This is a genomic window from Nannocystis pusilla (genome assembly GCF_020073745.1).
Classification (GTDB): Bacteria; Myxococcota_A; Polyangia; order Nannocystales; family Nannocystaceae; genus Nannocystis; species Nannocystis radixulma.
On record NZ_JAIRAU010000054.1, the window covers coordinates 1 to 21,455 of the forward strand.

General features: G+C 72.3%; 16 protein-coding genes, 1 tRNA gene and 1 pseudogene. 8 read left to right on the forward strand and 10 right to left on the reverse strand.

All coding sequences use genetic code 11. From position 1 onward, the window contains the following. Together K7C98_RS37665 and K7C98_RS37670 are read right to left on the reverse strand one after the other, a co-directional pair. Positions 1-184, reverse strand: a pseudogene (locus K7C98_RS37665) (hypothetical protein); the annotation flags it as partial. 99 nt (positions 185-283) lie between these two features. After that, positions 284-700, reverse strand: a complete 417-nt coding sequence (locus K7C98_RS37670) for a hypothetical protein (protein ID WP_224196732.1) — start codon at positions 698-700, stop codon at positions 284-286. A 147-nt stretch (positions 701-847) separates the two neighbouring features. On the opposite strand from K7C98_RS37670, the gene K7C98_RS37675 reads away from it, so the two are divergent. After that, positions 848-1,573 carry a class I SAM-dependent methyltransferase gene (locus K7C98_RS37675; RefSeq protein ID WP_224196733.1) on the forward strand — a complete coding sequence of 242 codons (726 nt, stop codon included), beginning with the start codon at positions 848-850 and terminating at the stop codon, positions 1,571-1,573. A gap of 86 nt (positions 1,574-1,659) precedes the next feature. Here K7C98_RS37675 and K7C98_RS37680 read toward each other — a convergent pair whose 3' ends face one another. Next, complete coding sequence (locus K7C98_RS37680) at positions 1,660-2,277, reverse strand: RNA polymerase sigma factor (RefSeq protein WP_224196734.1); 618 nt, start codon at positions 2,275-2,277, stop codon at positions 1,660-1,662. 113 nt (positions 2,278-2,390) lie between these two features. Between K7C98_RS37680 and K7C98_RS37685 the strand changes: the two genes are divergently transcribed. Then, the gene (locus K7C98_RS37685; protein ID WP_224196735.1) at positions 2,391-3,737 is read left to right on the forward strand and encodes a serine/threonine-protein kinase; all 1,347 of its coding nucleotides are present in this window, start codon (positions 2,391-2,393) and stop codon (positions 3,735-3,737) included. A 127-nt stretch (positions 3,738-3,864) separates the two neighbouring features. Here K7C98_RS37685 and K7C98_RS37690 read toward each other — a convergent pair whose 3' ends face one another. Beyond that, entirely contained in the window at positions 3,865-5,085 is a 1,221-nt protein-coding gene (locus tag K7C98_RS37690) for an MYXO-CTERM sorting domain-containing protein (RefSeq protein WP_224196736.1), read from the reverse strand. A 347-nt stretch (positions 5,086-5,432) separates the two neighbouring features. Here K7C98_RS37690 and K7C98_RS37695 point away from each other — a divergent pair, with 347 nt between their 5' ends. After that, complete coding sequence (locus tag K7C98_RS37695; RefSeq protein ID WP_224196737.1) at positions 5,433-6,524, forward strand: hypothetical protein; 1,092 nt, start codon at positions 5,433-5,435, stop codon at positions 6,522-6,524. A gap of 179 nt (positions 6,525-6,703) precedes the next feature. Continuing rightward, positions 6,704-9,706, forward strand: a complete 3,003-nt coding sequence (locus K7C98_RS37700) for an FG-GAP-like repeat-containing protein (protein ID WP_224196747.1) — start codon at positions 6,704-6,706, stop codon at positions 9,704-9,706. A gap of 110 nt (positions 9,707-9,816) precedes the next feature. Here K7C98_RS37700 and K7C98_RS37705 read toward each other — a convergent pair whose 3' ends face one another. Further along, a complete protein-coding gene (locus K7C98_RS37705) occupies positions 9,817-11,394 on the reverse strand; it encodes a VanW family protein (protein WP_224196738.1) in 1,578 nt (525 codons plus the stop codon). 586 nt (positions 11,395-11,980) lie between these two features. Here K7C98_RS37705 and K7C98_RS37710 point away from each other — a divergent pair. After that, a complete protein-coding gene (locus K7C98_RS37710; protein ID WP_224196739.1) occupies positions 11,981-13,294 on the forward strand; it encodes a HEAT repeat domain-containing protein in 1,314 nt (437 codons plus the stop codon). 52 nt (positions 13,295-13,346) lie between these two features. Next, positions 13,347-14,045, forward strand: coding sequence for an SCE4755 family polysaccharide monooxygenase-like protein (locus K7C98_RS37715; protein ID WP_224196740.1), 699 nt, complete (start codon positions 13,347-13,349; stop codon positions 14,043-14,045). A gap of 68 nt (positions 14,046-14,113) precedes the next feature. Here the strand turns inward: K7C98_RS37715 and K7C98_RS37720 are convergent, their stop codons facing one another. Continuing rightward, on the reverse strand, positions 14,114-14,578 hold the full coding sequence (locus tag K7C98_RS37720) for a hypothetical protein (protein ID WP_224196741.1): 465 nt from the start codon (positions 14,576-14,578) through the stop codon (positions 14,114-14,116). Between the two features lie 132 nt (positions 14,579-14,710). Between K7C98_RS37720 and K7C98_RS37725 the strand changes: the two genes are divergently transcribed. Both K7C98_RS37725 and K7C98_RS37730 read left to right on the forward strand, forming a co-directional pair. Beyond that, on the forward strand, positions 14,711-15,136 hold the full coding sequence (locus K7C98_RS37725) for a Kazal-type serine protease inhibitor family protein (RefSeq protein WP_224196742.1): 426 nt from the start codon (positions 14,711-14,713) through the stop codon (positions 15,134-15,136). An 86-nt stretch (positions 15,137-15,222) separates the two neighbouring features. After that, a tRNA-Thr gene (locus tag K7C98_RS37730) sits at positions 15,223-15,295 on the forward strand. A gap of 144 nt (positions 15,296-15,439) precedes the next feature. Here K7C98_RS37730 and K7C98_RS37735 read toward each other — a convergent pair. The 4 genes from K7C98_RS37735 to K7C98_RS37750 form a co-directional block, all read right to left on the reverse strand. After that, on the reverse strand, positions 15,440-15,760 hold the full coding sequence (locus K7C98_RS37735) for a hypothetical protein (protein WP_224196743.1): 321 nt from the start codon (positions 15,758-15,760) through the stop codon (positions 15,440-15,442). Between the two features lie 543 nt (positions 15,761-16,303). Further along, a complete protein-coding gene (locus K7C98_RS37740) occupies positions 16,304-19,420 on the reverse strand; it encodes a hypothetical protein (RefSeq protein WP_224196744.1) in 3,117 nt (1,038 codons plus the stop codon). A gap of 131 nt (positions 19,421-19,551) precedes the next feature. After that, a complete protein-coding gene (locus K7C98_RS37745; RefSeq protein WP_224196745.1) occupies positions 19,552-20,211 on the reverse strand; it encodes a hypothetical protein in 660 nt (219 codons plus the stop codon). Positions 20,212-20,597: 386 nt separating this feature from the next. After that, on the reverse strand, positions 20,598-21,455 hold an 858-nt coding region (locus tag K7C98_RS37750; RefSeq protein ID WP_224196746.1), incomplete at its 5' end, for an FAD-dependent oxidoreductase.

A 21,455-nucleotide genomic window follows, 5' to 3' on the forward strand; every position in this document is an offset into this window, starting at 1 on the left:
CGCGCGCCTCGTTCTGGGCGACGAGCTGGGCGTTGGCCTGTCCCGCCTCGTTGCGCCGCCCGACCATCACGCCGAGCGCGAACACGAAGCATCCGACCACGGACAGGCCGAAGAACAGAAAGAAGACCTGGCGGTTGTCGAGCGAGAAATCGACCTTTTCCTTGGGGGCGGTCAGCTCTGGCATGGTGCGGCTCCGGCGATTGCCCCCTTGTAGGTCAGGTCGCGTGTGGGACAAAAAATTCGGCGGCGCGGGCGGTCCGTCGCCGGCCGGCCGCCGCTGCGGTCAGCGCGCGGCCAGCGTCGCCAGCGCGTCCGCCTCGTCCTTGCACATGGTCATGTTGCGGACGCCGCTGTTCTTGAGCAGCAGCTTGGCGACGCCGTTGATGATGAAATTGCCGCCGGTGATCACGGCGACGTGCGCGAGCGCGTGCTGGTCGGCGAACATCTCGCGCAGGGCCTCGCGGCAGCGGCCGCCCGGCGGCTTGGCGCCGGTGAGGTCCATGACCATGGCGTAGGTGGACAGGCCCGCGGTGAGGGCCCGCAGCTTGTCGGCGAACAGACCGATCTGGAACGGGCTGGGGGCCGGGACCTCGCGGTACATGACCACGCCGGGGCGGATCATGTAGAGGCGGGCCTGGATGGCCTCGATCTCGGCGGGGGTGCTGTCGGGGCCGTACTCGCGCGCTTCGAGCGTCAACATCGGGTCGTACTCCTTGGTGAGGGTCGACCGGGCAATTCCCGCCGGCGCGGCTTGGTTCACGAGAATTTTTCCCGGCGGCGGCGTGAACCTTTGGCGGCGGCCGGGAATTGCCGAGTCGCCCGGGTCCGCCGGGCGAAAGGAGAGCCGATGAGCGCCGCGCACTACGCCAAGATCTGGGACGACTACTGGAGCGACACCACCGACGAGCCCGGACAGGTCTTTTGGGACAGCCGCCCCGAGGTCGGGGTCCTCGACGACCTGCATCGCTTCGGTGCCCACCTCGATCCACACCTACCGCTCGTCGATATCGGCTGCGGCCACGGCACGCAGGCGCGCGCGCTGGCCGGGAGGTTCGCGCACGTGGTCGGGGTCGACGTGTCGGAGGCGGGGCTGGCGATCGCGCGCGCCGGTGAGCCGCGGCCGGGGCTCGAATTCGCCAGGCTCGACCTGCTCGATGCCGCGGCCGCGCAGGCCCTCCACGCGCGCCTCGGCGACGCGAACCTGTACGTGCGGGCGGTCCTGCACCAGCTCGACGACGCGGCCCGCGTGGCCGCGGTCGCCGGGCTGGCCCAGCTGCTCGGCGCGCGCGGTCGGGCGCTGGTGGTCGAGCTGTCGCCGGCCGCGGAGGCGTACTTCGAGTACCTGTTCGCCGAGTTCGCCGGGCCGCCTCCCGGGCTCCGCCGGGTGCTGCGCCACGGGATCCAGCCGGCCGCGCTGCAGCGCGGCGACCTGACGCGGTTGTTCGCGCTGGCCGGCCTCGCACCCGTCGCGCAGGGGAAGGGCGTCATCCACACGACGCTGAACTTGCCCGGAGGACAGGTCGCGCTGGTGCCGACCGACATCTTCGTGTTCGGCCGCGCGAGCGAGGGCTGAGCGACCAAGGAACGGGCGCCGGGTCGGATGCCCGGCGTCCATCGACAGCTTCGTGTTCGGCCGCGCGAGCGACGGCCTCGCGCGAATCACTCGTCGTCGTCGCCGCCGCCGGCGACGTCGCGGGCCCAGCGGTCGAGGTCGTCGACGGTCGAGGCGCGCAGCGCCGGATCGGCCGTCAGGGCCTCGATCTCGGCCCGCAGCAGCCGTTTGGCCCGCGACAGCCGGCTCTTGACGGTGCCCGGCGGGATCTCGAGGATGACGGCGACGTCGTCCTGACGCAGATCCTCCCAGTAGTGGAGCTCGATCAACCACTGCAGGTCGTAGGGCAGGCGGCGGAGGGCGCGGAGCAGGAGCCGCCGCTCGGCTCGTGCTGCGACGGCGCGGCTGGGGGAGAGGACGCTCGGGGCGGCGAGGCCCTGGTCGTCGAGGAGCTCGGGCTCCGGCTTGCGGCCGCGGCGACGCAGGTCGTGCAGGAGCACGTTGCGGGCGATCCCGAGGAGCCAGGCGCGGAACTCGAGGCCCTCGGGGAGCCGGTCGCGCGCCTGCACGCAGGCGGTGAGGGTCTGCTGCACGATGTCGGCGAGGTCGCCGGTCTTGCCGCGAAAGAAGCGGGCGAGCGTGGCGACGTGGCGGCGGACGAGGGCGCTCCCGGCCGCGGGATCGCCGGCGCGCCAGCGGGTCAACAGCTCGGCGTCGTCGTTCACCGGAGCGCCACGGTACGGGCACGACAGGGGGATTTCAAGCTCCCGCCGCCAGGCGGAGGTGCCCGCGACGCGCGGCGGTCGGCGACCGCGGGGAGGATGCTATCGTCGCTCGGATGACGCCGACCCCGCGCACGCTCGACCCGGCGGCCACGCTGCCGTCGCTCGACGTCACGGTCCTCGGCGAGACCGATCCGGTCGGGACGGCGATGCTGCTGCGGCAGATCGAGCAGCAGATGTTCGGGGCGGCCGGGCCGGTGATGCTCGGGCACTATCAATTGTTGCGGCCGCTCGGCGCGGGCGGGTTCGGCACGGTCTACGCGGCCCACGATCCGCGGCTCGATCGCCGGGTGGCGATCAAGCTGATGCACCAGGACCGCGAGGCGGCCGCGCCGGAGCTGCTGCTGCGCGAGGCGCAGGCGATGGCCCGGCTGTCGCACGCCAACGCGGTGGTGGTCCACGACGTCGGCACGTACACGCTGCCCGACGGCCGCGGTGGGCTGTTCGTGGTGATGGAGCACGTCGACGGCGAGACGCTCGAGCAGTGGCTGGCCGGGCCGCGCAAGCCGTGGCCGGTGATCGTCGAGTCGTTCCTGGCGGCCGGGCGCGGGCTGGCGGCGGCGCACGCGATCGGGCTGGTGCACCGCGACTTCAAGCCGGCCAACGTGATGGTCGGGCGCGACGGCAGCGTGCGGGTGGCCGACTTCGGGCTGGCGCGGATGGTCGGCGAGGCCCAGGCGAGCGGGGAGGGGCTGGCGGGGACGCCGGCGTACATGGCCCCGGAGCTGTTCGCCGGCGACCCCGGGAGCGCGGCTGCCGACCAGTTCGCGTTCTGCGTGGCGCTGTTCGAGGCGCTGCACGGGCTGTCGCCGTTCCCGCTGCGCGGCCTGCAGGCCCGGCTGCAGGCGATCCGCGCCGGCGCGATCGCAGCTGTCCCGGCGGACAGCGAGGTGCCGGGCTGGCTGCAGGCGGCGATCGCCCGCGGCCTCGAGCCCGACCCGGGGCGCCGCCACGCGAGCATGACCGACCTGCTGCGCGCGCTCGACCCGGTGGCGATGCCCCGCGGGGTGGCCGACGTGGCGGCGATCCGCGCCAGGATCGCCGCCGTCGAGCCGGGGGTGATCAGCTACCACGAGCTGCCGCTGCCGAGCGAGTTCAGCGTCCAGGTGATGCGCGCCGAGCTGTCGCGCCTGACCAGCGACGGGGCGCCCTACACGCTGATGGTGGAGCTCGGCGAGGCGAACATGCCGGGGCCGGAGATCCGGCGCCACATCATCCAGATGTTCGCCGACCCACACCTGGTCTACATCGCGCTGCTCGCCGGCGGCGACCCGGTCAAGGTGCTGACGGCGACGCTGATCGTCGGCTCGGTGGTCGCGCGCGAGCGCTTCGCCATGTTCGAGGCCCGCGACGCGGCCCTGACGGCCTGCCGCGCCGCGCTGGCGCGCGGGACGTGTACGTGAAGGCATGTTCGAAACGACATGACCGCAAGGGCATGTTCTATCTGACATGCCCGATCGGTCATGCGTGCGCGAGCCGGCGAGCCGAGCAATTCGACGCAGTCCCGGGGACGCGGCGGCGCGCGCGGGCTCAGCCGCCGCTGCGCCTCCGCCGTGCGCCGAGCATCAGCGCCAGCGCGGCCAACCACGCCCCGCTGCCGCCACCGGCGCCGGCTGTCGAAGCGCAGTTGCAGCCGCGGTCGCCGAGGCCGTCGTCTCCGGCCGGTCCGGTGCCGCGCTGGCAGGCCGGGTTGGGCGAGAACGGCTCGTCGCGGACCTCCTCGGGAGGCATCGCCGTCCATTCGATCTCGAGCTCGTCGCTCAGCTCCCCGAGCCGCGCCCGCAGCACCGCGCGCCGGCTCTCGGCCGCCGTCGGCGGCGGCACGCAGTCGTCGGCGACGATCGTGTACTCGGGCGGCGTGAAGTCGTCGACGGGCATGAGCGCCAGCTCGCCCTCGACCAGGCTCCACTCCACCGGCGCGCCGAGGATCACCCGCCCCTCGCCGTCCCGCACGATCGCCCGCGCCCCGAACGGCTCGTCGCCGACCGCCGCGACGATCTCGAGCGACGCCGCCTGCTCGACCGGCGTGGCCACCACCGTGGCCACCGGTAGCACCGCGCCGGCGACCTCGAGCGTGAGCGTGCTCTGCTCACCGGCGCCGACGCGCACCGGCCACAACGCATCGGTGTCCTCGATCGGCGCCAGCGTCCGCGCCGGGTCGCCGCCCTTCGCCTCGAGCACGCGCCCCTGCGACAGGTCCCAGCCGACCCGCTCGCCCGCGGCGTCGATCACGTTGATGGGGAAGCCGACCAGGACGTCCGGCACCAGCCGCAGCGGCTCGTCGGCGCCCGGGATCAGGTCGGCCGGGCGCGACGACAGCCGCTCGGCGAGGTGCTCCGCCCAGTGTTCCATGTGCCACTCGAGCCGCGCCCGCAGCCCGTCGACGGGGACCCCCTCGACGCGGAAGCGGTCGGGCAGCAGCTCGAACTCGGCCTCGTCGAAGGGACAGTCCGCGCGCGGCGTGTAGTCGATTCGCACGCCGCTCGGCTGGTCGAGGATCACGCAGTCGCCGTCGGCGATCGGCACGCCAGCGATCGCCATGTCGTAGCAGGCTTCGATGCCCTCGAACCACGTGTCATCCGAAGCGGGTATCCCGGCGTCGAAGCACACCTTCGAGCCCAACAGGGCGCGCAGCCCCGAGGGCTGGTGGACCGCCGAATAGAACAGCGGGCGCAGAGAGACGTGGAGATGGCCGTCTTCGCTGTTGGGGCCTGTACAGCCGCTCGCGGCCAGACAGGCGGTCGCTAGCAAGCACCCAGGGACGACACGGGCAAGGAATGTCAGCATATGCTGACCAGCATCCTCGTCCGTCGACCGGAAGTCAACCCGGCCGCCGGCGTCGAGCGGATGCCGGGACCTGGAAACGGCGGCGATCGCCACGAGAACGCCGCGACTACGCCTGGATGCGAGGTCGACCGCCCGAACTTCGCGGCGAGTTCCGGACCGTTGTGCTCCGCGACGGTCGCTGTCCCGCCGCACCCTCGCCATCGGTTCGAGCGCTCGCGCTGCACGGTCCACGTGCCCATGCAGGGCCTCGGCGCAGGGAATGGCGACGGCGCTGGCGTGGTATGGGTCGCCGCCGTGAGGAGCTCGGAGGGTTGAGAGGCCGCGCGCTGATCATCGTCGCGGCGGCGCTGTCGGCCTGCGAAGGGCCGCTCGAGGTGTTCGAGGGGGAGCACGTGGTCGTCCGCGCGGAGCCCGGGTTCGACCTGTGCGGGGGGACGATGGCGCACATGGACGAGTTCGTCGCCCGGCTGGCCGCCGAGATGCAGCAAGCGCCGCCGACCGGCGACGAGCGCATCGAATTTCGCTGGTACCCGGGGGAGCACTGGGCGTTGCTTCCGTGTCGCCGCTCCGCGTTCGGCTGCGCTCGCGGCGACGAGGTGTTCAGCGTGCTGATGCCGCACAATCACGAACTGGTGCACGCGCTGGCGAGCGAGCGCTCTCGTCGTGCGCTGCCGTTCTTCGCGGAGGGGCTGGCCGAGGGCTACCAGGGGCTCCACTGGCAAGCGGACGGGCTCACCGAACTGCCGCTCGGGCAGGCGAAGCGGGTCCAGGACGAGCTCGGCGGGGGTCCTGCCGAGCTCGGCCTGGCCTCCGTGGGCTTCGTGCGGCTGCTCGTGCAGCAGCACGGCATGGCGAAGTTCCTCGCGCTCTACTCGCTGCTCTCTCGTCGTTCGTCGGTCACCGACGTGGACGAGGCGCTGCGGACCGTGCTCGGGGTGAGCCTCGACGAGAGCATCGCGGCCTTCGAGGCGCTGCCGGCCGACTGCATCCGTCCGCAGCTCGACCCGAAATTGCTGGAGTGTTCGGCCCCGGCGCTCGAGTGGGATGACTCGCGGCTGGCGGTGTTTCGCATGCTCGATTGCTCGCAGGACGATGCGGTGGGGCCGTACGACGGCGATCATCTGCAGGTGCTGCACACGCTCACGGTGCGCGAGCCGGGGACGTTCGAGCTGCGCGCGATCGCCGAGCGGCCGGACGAGGCCGTGTCGCTCAACGCGGTCGTGATGACTCCGTGCTCGGGGTGTGGCGGTGGGCCGCCGATTCGTGTGCTCGCCCGCGAACGCGCGCGCGCCGACCTTGCCGCCGGTCGCTACTCGCTGCGATGGATGGGGCCCGCGGCGGTGCCCACGACGCTCGGATTCTTGCTCGAGCGGGTGGATGCATCCGAACCGGGGGGGCCATGATGTGGCGGATTCGTGGCGGAGCGCCGGCGGTGCTGGCGGTGGCGCTCGCTCCGGCGGCTTGCGTCGAGGAGGCGTGCGGTGAGGGGGAAGTCGCGCTCGTCGGACGGCGCTGCGTCGACCCGAAGGATCTGCGGCAGGTGCACTTCGGTGTGAGCCCCGATGCGCTCGTCCTTGCCGACATGGACGAGGATGGCGTGCCGGATCTGGTGACGGCCAGCGAGAAAGGGGGCTCGGTGACGATCGTGTGGAGCGGCGAGGGCCGGCGCGCGACGACCTGGTCGATGGGCCCGGCGAGCGGCGGCCTCGCGGTGGCGGACTTCGATGGCGATGGGCGCCGGGATGTCGCAGTGACGCTGCCGGGGGCCGGGGCGGTGGGTGTGCGCGCGGGCGAGAGCGGCCGATCGCTCGCGGAGATCCGGCTCGTCGAGGCGGGCGAAGGGGTCACGAGCATCCTCGCCGCGGAGCTGGACGGAGCGGCGCCGGCCGAGCTCGTCACTGCGACTGCGGGCGGCGCGGTGAGGGTGTTGCACGGGCTGATGGCGGGGCCGGTCCTCGAGACGGACGCGGAGATCCGCGGCATGGCGGCGGGCGACTGGGACGGCGACGGGGCGACGGACGTCGTGCTGGCGCTCCCCGGCCGTTCGGTGCTGCAGGTGCTGGCGGGCGACGGGCGCGGGGGCCTCTCGCCCGGACAAAGCCTGGCGGTCGGCCCGGCGCCGCTGGCGGTGGCGGCCGCGGATCTCGACGGGGATGGTGCGCTCGACCTCGCCTCGGCCGACGTGCTCGGCGATACGGTGACGGTGCTGTACGGCGACGGCGCCGGCGAGGTGCGCGAGCGCGTGACGCTGCCGACCGGGCCCGAGCCGCGCGCGCTCGCGGTGGTACGCGAGGCCGGCGACAGCCAAGCGCTCCACGTGCTGGCAAGTGGCTCGTCCACGGTGGAGCGGGTGGCGCTGCAGGCAGGGCCGCCGCTGGCAGGGGCTTCGCCGGCGCCAGCGACGGTGCTCGCGGCCGCCGATCGCGACGGGGACGGGCGCGAGGAGCTCTATTACGCGGCGCCGGATCCCGGCGAGGTGGGCGCGTTGTTACCGGGCCCCGGGCTGTCGTGGGCGACGCGGTGGACGCGAGCGGACGTCGCCGCGGCGTTCCCGATCGATGTCGAGGGCGACGGGCAGGAGGAGGTCCTGATCGTGCCGGCGACGGCCGAGCCGACGGGTGAGTTGCAGCTGCAATTCGTCCGCGGCGACGGTCAACTGGTGGGCTCCGCGTCCGTCGGCGGGGTGACCGGTTTGCAGGGGGTTCATGCGCTCGACGTGAACTCGGATGGTCGAATGGACATGGTCGGATGGTCAGGTCCGACGCTCTCCACGTTCCTGCGGGAGAGCGAGGGCGGGTTCCGGGCGGGCTCGCGGTTTTCCGCGGAGGGCTTCGTCACCGAGGCGATCCGAACGGACGTGGACGGCGACGGCGATCTCGAGCTCGTGCTGGCGGGCCTCGGCGCCGGCCAAGGGCTTGTGGCGACGAGTACGGTCTGGGGAGTCGATTTCTCGACCGCGGGGGAGCCCGAGCAGGTGTTTCAGCATGCGATCGACGGGTGGGCACGGTCGCTCGTGCCATGGGACGGGACGGACGGCACGCTCGACCTGTTGCTGCTCCGGGCCGGAATCCCCGCGATCGTCGACCTGCAGGGACAAGTGTCGACGCGCGGGCTGAACGCGCCGGGGTTCGAGTCCGCCAGCGCGATGATCCGCGGCGAGGGCTCCGAGGTGTTTCTCTGCGGTCCGTCGGGGGTGCTCCGTGTGGCGGACATCCTCGCGGCCGAGCCCGAGGCGCCGCGGCGCGTCAGCCTCGACGCCTGCGACGCGCTGGCCCTGGTCGACCTGGACGGTGATGCGACGCGCGACCTGCTGGTCCAGCGGACGACGGCGGTGAACGACGTGTTTCGCACCGTCCTGACCCCGTGGATCCGCAGCGGCGACGACTTCACGGCGCTGGGGGCGCGAGGGCTGCTCGTGGAGGGCTTCGGGTCGGTGCGGGTGGTCGAGGTCGACGGGGACCCGCAGCCGGAGCTGCTGAACGTCCACGCTGGGACGCTGCAGGTGCTGGACCTGGCCATCGATGAGGCGCTCGCGGCCACGCCGATCTACTCGGCGCCCCGCTCGCTCTCGCTGATCGATGTCGACCACGACGGCATCACCGACTTGCTCGCCGCGGGGGCGACGATCGGCGTGGCCTTCGGCGACGGGGAAGGACAGTTCGGGGCGCTGCAACACCAGGATGTCGCCGCGTGGATCCCGACCGCCGAGAGCGTGCGCGGGGTGGTCCGGGCGGACTTCGAGGGCGACGGCCGCACCGAGGCGATGTTGGTGGTGCGGCCGCGAGATCGATGGGGCACCGAGTTGCACGAGCTCACGCTGGACGGCGGTGGCGCGCCGGTGACGGAGCGGTTGGCGACGGTCGCAGCGGGCGACCTCGCGGTCTGGCCGGCCGATCTCGACGGCGATCACGAGCTGGAGTTGCTCGGAGTGTCGGGGTTCGGTGAACTGCGGACGATTCGCTTCACCGGGCTGCGGTCGCGCGCGCTGAAAGCCTCCTCGTGGGCTCCGCTCGACGGCGCAGGACTGCTCCCCGCCGGGAGCTTTCGCTTGCTCGATCTCGAGCGGAGAGGCGTCCTCGATCTGGTGGCGCCGTCGAGCCTTTCGGGAGTGGTCGTGCATCCGGGACGCGGCGACGGGCAGTTCCTGCCGCGCCGCGTGTGGTCGCCGCAACGCGGGCTGCAATCGATCTCCTTCCTCGACTTCGATCGTGACGGCGACCTCGAGTTGCTCGGGGTCGCGGCCAAACGCCTCGTGGTGGTGCAGGGGCCATCGGGGGCGCCAGCGGCCACGCTGCCGGGCCTGCTCGAGGAGGTCGTCGCGGCGACGCACGGCGATCTCGACGGAGATGGAGCGCCGGAGATCCTGGCGGTGACCCGGAGCGCGGTGACGGACGGAGGGAGCACGTTGCACGTCGGCGTGCAGCCCGACGGGGCGAGCTTTCGCTTCACGCGCGTCGAGCTGTCGATTTCGCCGCCGACCAGCGTGAGCGTGGCCGACCTCGACGACGACGGCGAGCCGGAGGTCGTGCTGCGGGAGGCCGGGCACCTGGCGATCTTGCGGCCCCGGTCGCTCGCCTGGCGGTGATGCGGAGCGGACGACGCGGACTGTCGCTCATCGAAGCGCTCGCGGCGTGGAGACGAGATGTCTCGAGAGACAGGTGGTGGCGACGGCCGCTGCAGGGGCGCGCGGGTGCGCTACTGGACGATCCGCAGCTCGCGGGCCGGATCGCGCAGGGGCTGGAGCTTCTTGGCGTCGGGTCGTTCGCCGCGCGGGTTGGTGCCGCGGCGGACGATCTCGGTGGTGGGCGGATAGAAGAGGTCCCAGGACTCGGTCCTGGCGACCTCGCCGGCCTGGTACAGCTTGCGCGTGCGGACGACCTTGAAGCCCCGCATGCCGCGTTGCGACACGGTCTCGGCCCCGCTGGCGAGGTTGGAGTCGTTGCGCACGATGGTGTTGAAGGGCAACACCTCCTGCACGCGGCGCTCGAAGGCGACCTCGTCGAAGACCTTGCGCGCGCCGAGCACCTCGACGCGCACCTTGCCGGCGGCGACGCGGGTGTGGAACACGACCGGGAAGTCGAACGGGTTCTTGAGCTTCATGTCGACGTGGCCGTAGACGACGGTCGAGTCGAGGCCCATGTCGACGTAGGCGCTGGGCCGGCTGTGCGGCCGGCTGTGCACGAGGTCGAGGCCGGCGAAGAAGGCCGCGCCGTACAGCGTGGAGCTGATCTGGCAGATCCCGCCGCCGACGGTGTCGATCAGCTCGCCGTCGGCGATGCCGGCGGCGAAGCGGTAGCCGGCCTCGCCGGTGCGATCGCCGACGACCTGGTTGAAGGACATGGTGGCGCCGGGCATCAGCACGTAGCCGTCGAGCGGGGCGGCGCCGATCTTGAGGTTGTAGGCGCGGTCGGCGTAGCTGCCCTCGGTCGAGTAGGGGGTCTCGAAGGCGGCGAGGACGGCGCCGATGTCGAGGCCGTCGGCGATGCTGGCCCAAGGGTCAGGTATTTCGGGACCTGGCTGAGTGACCAGGTCGATACGGTCAGCCCCGGAGGCGAGCCCGACGGCCACGGCCGACAGCGAGTCGAAGGCCGACAGCCGGCTGCCGCGCTGGGCCGGGAGGACGCGCCGGTTGTCCATGTCGAAGCGGGTGGCGAGGCTGGGGCGCTCGACCCGGGGCGCCAGCGCGAGCAGCTGCTCGAGCGCGACGTCCTCGTTGAAGCGGAAGCCGGGGGCGAGGTCGACCTCGCCGCGGAGGGCGCGGTCGCGCGCGCGCAGGTCGGCGAGGAGGTCGCCGCTGTGGCCGACGCGCAGGGCGGCGGCGATCGCGGTCTCGGGCGCGGGGACGGCCCCGAGCGCGCGCGCGGTCGACTCGACCTCGACGCCGGGCGCGGCGAGGACGAGCTTGCGGTCGAGGGCGGTGAGGACGGCGGTCTCGGCGATGGCAGGCAGCTCGGCCGCGGTCATGCCGCCGACGTCGTGGCCGCCGAGGCGCACGCCGGGGATGACGCGACCCTCGTCGCGCGCGGCGGCGAGGTCCTGCCAGAGGACGGCGGCGACGGCGGCGAGGCCGATCGCCATGGCCGCCGACTCGAGGACCGGGAGGACGGTGAGGCGACGCCGACGCACGCCGGCGGCCGTCTCGGGCGCGGCCTCGGAGGTGGCGACGAGCTCGAGCGCAGGCGCGGCGGTCGGCGCGAGCGTGCGCGGCTGGGCCCGGCGAGGGGCCAGCGTACGTGCGGCCGTTCCGGCGCGCGGGGCTGGCTGCGTCGACATACGCGGCGACGCTAGGCACGTCGGCCGAGGAAGTCCAAAAAACGGCGAAACGGCGGTCGAGCAGGCGGCGCGGGCGAGGGCGACCTGGTGCCTCGACCGGCTTCTCTGGCCCGCTCTGGATTGTGCGGCCCATCAGGTAGGTGTCGCTCAGGAGGCCCTTTCGAGCTGTCGGAGCCCGGTCGCGGCACTGTCGCGGTGGACCTACCGGGCGCGCCCCGCCGCGCGCTGGCCGGATGGAGCGCCGAGGTCGCGCGGATCTACGGCGACGCCTACGTCGACGACGACCCGCCGCACACCGAGCTCGGGCGCCAGCTGGCCGAGAGCAACAAGCACCGGCGGCGAGGGCGAGACGGCCGAACGGTGCCCGGGCACGGGGTCGCGGATCGGGAGCCTGGGGGCGAGGACGACCGCGGGGGGAGGGATCGAGACGCGCAGGCCGGCGGGGTTGCTCCCGGAGCCGGCCGAACGCGGCTGCCGGAACCGGTCGCCCCGGGCGGCGTCCATCCGCGGTATGACGAGCCCCGTGGCGCCCGCCGAACCCTCCGGTCTTCCCCCTGGCTACCGCCCGCGAGCTCGCGGGGTCCCCGTGCGCAACAAGCTGCTGGTCGCCGCGGTCATCGCCAACCTGGGCGGCATGATCGCGGCGGTCTACCTGGCGAAGCTGATCCGCGACGTGCCGGCCGACGCGTCGACCGAGACGATGCTGCTGGTCGGCTACTACGCGGCGCTGTGCGTGGTGGCGGTCGTCGACGCGCTGCTGATCGACGAGCTCCTGTTCGTCGGGTCGTTCCGCATGACGTACCTGCAGGGCAAGGACCCGAGGTTCGCCCGCGCCAGCGACGACGCGGTGATGGTGGCGGCGACGATGCAGCGCTCGTCGGTCAGCTTCCCGATCGTGCTGCTGCTGGCCGGCGGGTTGACCTACCTGCTCTTCAACTTCGTCAACCAGGACTTCAACCCTTACTACCGAAGGGTTGGAATTCACGTCAGTTCTTTGCGAGGCGAGGAGCCCGAGACTCAGCCCCGCCGGCTGCAGGCGATCGCCGAGCTGTCGGTGCGCCGGCACCCGACGATCGTGCCGACGCTGCGCCAGCAGCTGGTCCGCGGCGGCGAGGTCGGGGCGTGGGCGGCGTGGGCCCTGGGGCGCTTCGTCGACGTCACCTCCGAGCGCAAGGCGATCCTCGCCGACCTGCGCGCGGCGGTGCGGTCGCCCGACCCGAACCTGCGGCGCGAGGCGCTGATCTCGCTGGCCCGCTACCAGGACCGCGACGTCGCCGAACAGCTGATCGGCGAGCTCGAGCGCGACCTGGCGGCCGGAGTGATCGACCGGCGGCTGCTGATCGCGGCCGGGTACATCCAGGTGCCGGCGGTGCTGCCGGTGCTCGGGCAGATCCTGCAGCGCGGCGACGAGAAGGCCCAGCGGGTGGCGGCGTGGGCGATCGCGCAGCACCGCGACCAGCGCGAGGCGAAGGACCTCGACCGCATGCTGACCGATCGCCTGCCCTCGGCCGCGCTCCCGGTGCGCTGCGCGATCGTGTTCAGCCTCGGGATCCTCGGCAACGAGCGCGCGAACGGGCCGCTGATGCACGCGTACGACACGGCGACGCCGGAGGAGCGGACGTCGACGTGCCCGGTCGAGGTCGTGTACCTCCGACCCGACGGCCAGCAAGACCACTTCGAGCTGCTGCTGCCGGCCGAGAGCTACGAGAACGCGATCTTTAAAGTTTTGGGCCAACTCCGCGCCACCTCTCCTGAAATTCGCGCCGAGGTGGAGCCGTGGCTGGAGCGCCTCGTGGCCGCGCACAAGGGCGACGGGACGCTCATGGCCGAGCGCGCGCAGTCGCTGCTCGACGGGATCCGCAGCGCGCGCGACGACTCGAAGGTGGCGGGGCCCGAGTAGGCGGGGCGGCGGCGAAAGTCGCTACACTCGCGGCCCGAAGAGGGCCTCGCCGATGCACCGTCTCGCCCCCGTCCTCGCGTTCGCCGGTGTCGCCCTCGTCGGGCCGGCGGCCGGCGCTCACATCGCCCTCAGCTCGCCGCTGCCGCGGCACGTCGAGCAGAAGGTCGGGCCGTGCGGCCTGGGACCCGACGACGTCCGCGGGGCGGAGGTGGCGACGTTCCAGGGCGGCGAGACGATCGTGGTCCGCTGGACCGAGACGATCGACCACCCGGGGCACTTCCGGATCAGCTTCGACCCCGAGGGCCACGACGACTTCGCCGATCCCGCCGGCTACGACGACTTCTACTCGAACCCTGCCGTGCTGGTCGACGAGATCGCCGACAAGAGCGGGTCGCAGCAGACGTACGAGCAGGAGGTGACGCTGCCGCTGATGAGCTGCGACGCGTGCACGCTGCAGCTGATCCAGGTGATGACCGACAAGCCGCCGTACGAGGTCGGCACCAACGACCTCTATTACCAGTGCGCGGACATCGTGCTCGAGGGCGCGGCGGCGACCGAGAGCTCCGGCGACTCACAGCCGACGACCGAGGGCGGGTCGGGCGAGGAGCCGCCGCCCGACACCGGCGACGCTGAGCTCGGCCCGGCGGACGACGGCGGCTGCGGTTGTCGCTCGGGCGGAGCGGGCGGGAGCGGGCTCGGGCTGCTGCTGGTGATGATGATGGCGCGGCGTCGCGGGCGTGGTTCGCGCTGACGGGACCGGGCGCGCACCGAGACCTGCTGATGACGAATCAGCCGCTCGCCGCGTTGCGCGGGTCCTGCCTAGAACTGCAGCGCGAAACCGCCCCCGGATGGCTTGACGCGGACGCGGGCGGTCCAGTTGTCGCGGTCGCGGGTGAAACGCTCGTAGCGGACGGCGCCGATGGCGGTGAGCGGCATGCCGACGAGGATCATCAAGGCGCCGGGGACCAAGAAGTACAGGCCGGCGTAGGGGCCACCGGGCGCGGGGCCCTCGGGGCCGGGCTCGGGGTTTCGCACGAGGAGGCTGCCGACGATGGTGGTGGGGATGCCGAAGGCGAACAGGCTGGCGCCGACGATCAGCGAGGACAGGCCGCGGGGTTGCGGGTACTGCAGGTCGGTCGTCGGCAGCGAGCCGGGGTCCTGACACGGCTTGCCGGCGGCGGCCGAACGAAGCGGCAGGCGACAGGAGCGCAGACCAGCGGTCGCGGACGTCGGGGCGAGGGCGACGAGAGCAGCGAGCGAACACAGGCAGAACGCGCGGCGCATGGACGGCTCCATTCTCGGGACAGCGGTCTAGACAGCATCAGCGTCCGCGATGATGGGGAGATCCGCAAGCGGGCAGTGGCCGGATGCACGCGCCGCGGAGGCGTGCTACCGATGCGGCGTCAGGAGACCCCGATGATCCAGCAGGCCCTACTTCGCACCCTCACTCTCGCGCTCGGCACCACGATCCTGTTCACCGGGGGCTGCAAGGACACCGCGGGCGCCGGCTCCGGCGTGCCGGGGAGCCAGGCCGAGCCCGCCGGGACGGTGGGCGGCGGGGGTGGTGGCGCGCAGACGCCGGCGCCGGAGACGACGCCCGAGACGGCGCCGGTCGCCGCGAGCGCGGGCGAGACCGCGGGGCCGACGGAGCAGCCTCCCGGCGACTCGACCGAGGTGTTCGTCGAGTGCACGACCCGGTCGAGCATCTGCACGCGCGAATACTCGCCGGTGTGCGGCAAGCTGACCGACGGCGCACGCAAGACGTACTCGAACAAGTGCGTGGCCTGCGGCGACCATGCGGTGGTCGGCTACTCGCCGCGCGCTTGCCCCGAGCCCACGTGAGCGCTCCCGCCGGAAAAAGTGCTTGACGGGCGCCGAAGGGCCGGGTAAAAGCCCGGCCCTCGCTTCCACTTGTTGGGGGCGCGAGTGCCACTCTAGCTCAGTTGGTAGAGCAGCTGATTCGTAATCAGCAGGTCTCCGGTTCGAGTCCGGAGAGTGGCTCTTCGTTTTATCTCGCACATTCCGCGAGGCGTTGTCGAGCTCGTGATATGCGGCTCGTCGGCGACCTCGCGGATGGCTTGGTCGCCGCAGGATCGCGGGCATGTCCGAAGAGACATGTCTCGGACGCGCGCCGCTCCTCGCCGCTCAGCGGTGGATGAGTAGCACGACGGCGCTGCCCGGCCGATCGCCGGCGTCGCGGAAGTGACCCTGGACGCGGACGCGCCAGTGGCGGTCGTCCTCCTGCTCCATGCGACAGGTGAACCCGAGCATGTCGTCGCCCGCGGGCCGGTCGCTCGGGACCTGCGACGGGAGGATGACCCACCACCAGTCGGACACGTGGGTGCCGTCGTACGCGGGGTAGAGCTCGCCGTCCTGGACGCTGGCGGCGTACGCGTGCGGCACTGTGGACGGATCGTGTGAATCGCCGGCCTCCGCGGCGAGGAGCAAGGGGTCTCTCTGATTCACGCTCACCTCCTGGCGCTCTCTACGGTGGAGAACGCGGCCGGCGTCGCAAGTGACGCCGGCTACGACCGGTGACCGCGGGGCGGCCGCTGCCCCGCGCGGCGCGTGCATCGGCGAGGCGAGGTGTCGGCGAGGTCGCGCCGCCGCGTGCGAGGGACATGCTCGCGCCGCGTCGCCGACCGGCGGGCGCGGCGTTCCCATGATCCGCACCGACCTCCACCGCGAGCAGGCCCCGCGTGTGCGCAGGTGCGAGGCGTGGCTTCGCGGGCGAGCGGCGGGCATCGTGGTGCACGCGAGATGTCCTGAGGGACATGTGGTCGTTGACGGCCCGGGTCGCATCGCCGGCGAGGTCGACGACGAGCTCTGTAGGCGGGGCGGCCTGCGCGGCGGGCTGACCGCAGCGAGCGGATCCAGGGCGAGGACGGGCCGCACGCCACCTCCTCCTGCGCGGTCGAGCATGGCTTCACGACGCCGGCCGGGCGACCGGGTGACCATCTGTTTGGGACAGGTCTGTCGAGGCATGTCCTGATGGACATGTCTGAAAGGTCAGAAACTGCGGGCGACGGCGGCGCGGAAGTAGTTGAGGCCGGTCTCCTTGTCGAGGCCGCGGGCGTACTGCAGCACGAGGTCGATGGCGTCGCCGTAGCCGAGCTTGAAGCTGGCGATGAAGGTGGCGCCGACGCCCCACTTGAGGGCCTGGCGGGTGAACTTCTCGCCGCCGGCGCCCCAGGCGGCGCCGAGGTCGACGAACGGGGCGAGGGTCAGGCGGCGCAAGAAGCCCGGCAGGGTGCCGAGGCCGTGCTCGACGTCGGCCAGGGGGATCCGGTACTCGACGTTGAGCACGCCGTAGTAGCGGCCGGGGAAGGCGAACGGCTGGTAGCCGCGCAGGTTGCCGTAGTCGGCGTAGGGGGTGCGGAAGAGGAAGTTGCGCAGGACCTCGGCCTGCTGCGAGGTGCCGCCGATGTAGAACGGCGAGCGGCGGCCGAGCGTGCCGGCCGAGGCGGCGCCCTCGAGGGCGAGGCCGAGGACCTGGTGGCCGCGCCACGGCATGCGCAGCATCTCGACGTAGCGCCCGCTGACCCACACGTCGGAGAAGCGGCCGCCGAGGTGCGGGTCGATGAGGTTGATGTTGAGGCTGGCGGCCCGCCCGGTCTCGTTGCCGTAGGCGTAGCGGGTGGTGCGGCGGCTGTCGTAGTCGAAGCCGAAGGCGACGTAGCCGAGGCCGCCGAGGTCGGGCAGCGAGGAGGCGGGGGCGTTGGGATCGACCGCGGGGGCGGTGCCGGCGTTGGCGTAGTGGGTGTACGAGTAGCTGAGGCTGGCGGAGGCGTTGTGGACCGGGTGGCGGACCACGGGCACGCTGACGGCGGCGCGAGCGGTGGTGATCCGCTCGTCGTAGCCGGTCTGCAGGTAGGGCGGGGCGGCGTCGCCGGGCATGGTGTCGCCGGGGACGTCGTAGACGTAGCGCTGGAAGCTGCCGCGACGGACGTAGTCGCGGCTGACGAGCACGCGGAAGAGGGGCAAAAAGCGCGAGAACTCGTAGGAGATCGAGCCGGTCGGGCGGCCGAACGCCGTGTTGTAGCCGCCGTTGATCGAGAGGGTGTGGAAATCGAGGACGTCGCTGACGCCGATCGCGGCGCCGATCTCGGTGCCGAAGTTGCCGGTGGTCGCCGACGACAGCGCGGAGGGGAAGATCGTGCGCGGGAAGAAGGTCTTGTAGGCCCGGTAGCGCTTGCTCTGCAGGCTGACCGGGCGGCCGCGATCGCCGGCCTCGTCGGGGGTGGGATCGTCGATCTGCGGCAGGCCGTCCTGGACCGGCAGCGGCTCGAAGAACTCGGCGGGGTCGAGCTTCATGACCCAAAGGTCATATCCGTAGGCGGTGAAGCCGAGGTAGACGAGCTTCGTGCCGTCGTGGCTGACGACCGGCTCGAAGGCGCCGCCGATGACGTTGGTGACCTGATGGACGCGCGCGGTGGCGACCTCGTAGGCGTAGATGTTGAAGACGCCGTCGCGGTCGCTGTTGAAGAGGACGTACTTGCCGTCGGGGGTCCAGCTCGGCTCGCTGTCGAGGAAGCGGTCGGCGGTGACCCGCACGGTGGTCTGCGCCTCGCGGTCGTAGATGTAGATGTCGCGCATGCCGCCCTCGCGGAAGGCGGAGTAGGCGACCTTCTTGCCGTCGGCCGACCACCGCGGGGTGGTGACGATCTGGATCCGCTCCATCGGGGCGACGTCGGTGACTTGCTTGGTCGCGAGGTCGAGGAAGGCCAGGCGCGCCTGGGCCGAGTCGTTGCGCGAGAACACGACGGTGCGGCCGTCGGGCGAGACGTGAGGGTCGCGCGCGCGGGCGCCGAAGGTCAGCTGCTCGAGGTCGCCGGGGTTCTGACGCACGTTGCGGGCGCCGGGCGCGGGCGGGCGCCAGCGCCATAGATCGGTCCACGAGTAGCGCAGGTCGTGCACGCCCCAGATCTCGAAGACCATGTCCTCGGAGACGCCCACGAACGAGCCCGAGCCGGCGTCCTGCAGCTCGACGATCCGCTCGATCCCGAGGGTCTGGCCCTGCTTGCCGACGCCGACGCCCTCGCGGATCGAGCCGCCGGTGGCCTTGATCCGGCGGATGCCGGGGTTCGAGTGGCCGTCGTCCTCGAAGAAGTAGATGTGCTGATCGTCGGGCGACCAGAACGGGTGCCGCACGAAGTTGCCCGAGGCCTGGGCGCTGGTGGTGAAGGTGATCCGCCGGCCCTCGCGGATCCCCCGGGCCCGGATCGCCCGCGCCTGGCCCTGGAAGCGCCGCACGGTGTCGAGCTCGAACTCCTCCCACAGCTTCTCCCAGGTGACGCCGAGGACTTTCTCGACGGCGCGGTTGATGGCGAACGGGAGGGTCTGGTTGCCGTAGACGTGGTTGAGCTCGGCGAGCTTGTCCTCGCCGTAGCGGTTGCTGATGTAGCGCAGGAGGTAGAGGCCGTAGAGGTAGACGCTGCTGCCGTGCGGGAAGATGTTGGCGCCGGAGGAGACGCGATCGATGGGGATGAAGCCGTGCTCGACGATCGGCGCCCGCAGGTACATCTCCCACTGGCTGTGACGCCCGCGGCCCTGGCTGGTCAGGCGCGTCTCCTCGTGGCTGGCGAGGCCCTCGACGAACCACCGCGGCTGGATGACGTTGGGCTGCCAGACCTTGCCGGCGCGGCCGAACCCGAGCAACGCGTTGACGAGGCGCGGGACGCCGTGCGTGGTGTCGAGGTGGATGATGTGGGTGTACTCGTGGGTCAGGAGGATGTCGATCCAGTCGTCGTATCCCTCGAGCACGGACATCGAGTCGGGGGCGGTGACGTAGGCGACGATCCGCGGGTACGGGCTGGTGTTGGCGAGGCCGTTGGCGGCGTCGGTGTGGTCTTGATAGACGACGTGGGTCTTGAGCCACGGCGAATGCGAGAGGCTGGTCGACAGCCGCTCGTGCGCCCGCTCGAGCACCATGGCGGCCTTCTCGGCCGGGTACTCGTTGCCCTGGTAGTAGTGGATGTAGAAGTGATCGGTCTCGAGCGTGCGCCAGCGAGTGTCGCGCGTGGAGGCGTCCGCGGTGCGCCACGCGAGGCAGGCGAGCAGCAACCCGAGCAGCGCCAAAACCCCGCGCAGGCGGCGAGGAACACGGGCAGGGCGCGTCGCGGGCACGGGCGCCAAGCCTAACAGGACGGCCCTCCGTCGGGCACGCGGTGCTCGCGCGATCACGCGCGAGGCGGCGCTCGGATGACGCGAAGTTCAGGTGCAGCCGGCGGTCCGGCGCCTCGGGCGCGCGCCGACGATCACGGTCCGTCGTCGGTGCAGGCGCCGCCCTTGCAGCCGAAGAAGGGCGCGCAGTCGTTGTGATTCATGCACGGGTCGCCCTCCTGGCCGTCCCAGCACTGGCCCACGACGCACACCGGCGAGAAGGGGCCGCAGTCGAAGTCGTTCTTGCAGGGATCGCCCTCGTTGCCGTCGTAGCAGATGTTGGCGACGCAGCTCGGGGTGGCCTCGCCGCAGTCGTCGTCGTCGTCGCACGCGTCGCCCTCGTCGCCGTCGTGACACTCGTTGTCCCCGCAGTACGGGGCGCTGTCGGGGCAGTCGTCGTCGTCGAAGCACAGCTGGCCCTCGCCCTGGCCGACCGGATCGGGGCCGTCACCGCTGCTGCCGGTCGCGGTGCTGTCGCTGGTCGGATCGGGGAGCGGGAGATCGGGCGGGGCGGCCCCGGAGGTGGTCGTGGCGGCGCCGGTGGTCGGCGCGTCGGAGGTCGAGGGATCGGCGGCGCTGCCACTGTCAGACTCGATGTCCGTGGTGGCAGATGTGGTGGTGCCCGCCGGCTGGGCGCCCGTGCCGGGGCCGCTCCCCGGGGGGCTGTAGTTGCCGAATCCGGACACGGGCTTGTCGGGGCCGACGCAGGCCGACAGGGCCGCCAGCCCGAGGAGCAAGGTGACACGATGTCGCATGATTGAGCCTCGCTGGATCGCGGCGATCCGCGCCTCAGGATGTGCCCACATGGAGCGTCGGCATGATCAATTTCTATTGATGGCGCGCGAACGGTGTTCGCCTGGAAGCGCGGCTGGAGGGGCTCCAGGGCCGAATTCGCCGGTGGAAGGGCGGAGCGGGGCGCGCTGATCCGGACCGGGGGAATGGTGGGAGTGACGCTGGTGACATTGGGCGATCGCGCGTGCGCGGGCGCGGTGATGTGAATCGCCATTGTACGCAGTGGAGGCGCGCTGCAGGACGACCACGACGAGGAGCAGCAGCGGCGCGAGCTCCTTCATGGGCCGGCGCGGCCGCTGCGAGGTGGCCCGGGGGTCGACGCGTGGGCGAGAGGCGGAGGCGAGGCGCCTCAGAGCTCGGCGGCCGCCTCGGCGCGGCGCTGGGCGGCGCGGACGTGGGCCCACAGGCACATCAGGGCGGCCGGGGTCATGCCGGGGATCCGCGCGGCCTGGCCGGTGCTGGCCGGACGCACCCGGGCGAGCCGCTCGGCGGCCTCGGCGGTGAGGCCGGGCAGGCGCCGGTAGTCGGTGTCGGGGTCGATCGGCAGATCGGCCGCGCCGCCGCGCATGACCCGGATCTCCTTCTCCTGGCGCTCGAGGAAGCCGGCGTAGCAGCGCTGCGCCTCGGCCCGCTCGCTCAGCCAGGCGGGGGCGTCGGGGTCGGGGCGCTCGACCAACCTCCGGACGACGGCGGCGCGGGCCATGGCCCTGTCGTATCGGACATGGTCGATGAGACCTGTTTGAAGGGATATGCCCGAAAGGCGGGCGTCGGCGTTGTCCTCGCGCAGCAGCAGGCGGTACTCGGCGCGGGCGGTGAACATGCGGTACGGCTCGTCGCAGCCCTGGGTGACGAGGTCGTCGATCATGACGCCGGCGTAGGCGTGCTCGCGGCCGAGGATCAGCGGCGGGCGGCCGAGGGCGGACAGGGCCGCGTTGGCGCCGGCGACGAGGCCCTGGGCGCCGGCCTCCTCGTAGCCGGAGGTGCCGTTGATCTGGCCGGCGAACCACAGGCCGGGGACGCCGCGGGCGCCGAGGGTGTGGTCGAGGTCGCGGGCGTCGACGGCGTCGTACTCGACGGCGTAGCCGGGCCGCAGGACGACGGCGCGCTCGAGGCCGGGGATCGTGCGGATGAAGGCCTCCTGGACGTCGGCGGGCAGGCTGGTCGAGATCCCGGCGGGGTACACGCTGTCGGTGTCGAGGCCCTCGGG

Excerpts from the sequence above, each read along its gene's own strand:
- K7C98_RS37670 (WP_224196732.1), bottom strand. The coding sequence starts at position 700 with ATGTTGACGCTCGAAGCGCGCGAGTACGGCCCCGACAGCACCCCCGCC.
- K7C98_RS37675 (WP_224196733.1), top strand. The coding sequence starts at position 848 with ATGAGCGCCGCGCACTACGCCAAGATCTGGGACGACTACTGGAGCGAC.
- K7C98_RS37685 (WP_224196735.1), top strand. The coding sequence starts at position 2,391 with ATGACGCCGACCCCGCGCACGCTCGACCCGGCGGCCACGCTGCCGTCG.
- K7C98_RS37700 (WP_224196747.1), top strand. The coding sequence starts at position 6,704 with ATGGACGAGGATGGCGTGCCGGATCTGGTGACGGCCAGCGAGAAAGGG.
- K7C98_RS37705 (WP_224196738.1), bottom strand. The coding sequence starts at position 11,394 with ATGTCGACGCAGCCAGCCCCGCGCGCCGGAACGGCCGCACGTACGCTG.
- K7C98_RS37715 (WP_224196740.1), top strand. The coding sequence starts at position 13,347 with ATGCACCGTCTCGCCCCCGTCCTCGCGTTCGCCGGTGTCGCCCTCGTC.
- K7C98_RS37720 (WP_224196741.1), bottom strand. The coding sequence starts at position 14,578 with ATGCGCCGCGCGTTCTGCCTGTGTTCGCTCGCTGCTCTCGTCGCCCTC.
- K7C98_RS37725 (WP_224196742.1), top strand. The coding sequence starts at position 14,711 with ATGATCCAGCAGGCCCTACTTCGCACCCTCACTCTCGCGCTCGGCACC.
- K7C98_RS37745 (WP_224196745.1), bottom strand. The coding sequence starts at position 20,211 with ATGCGACATCGTGTCACCTTGCTCCTCGGGCTGGCGGCCCTGTCGGCC.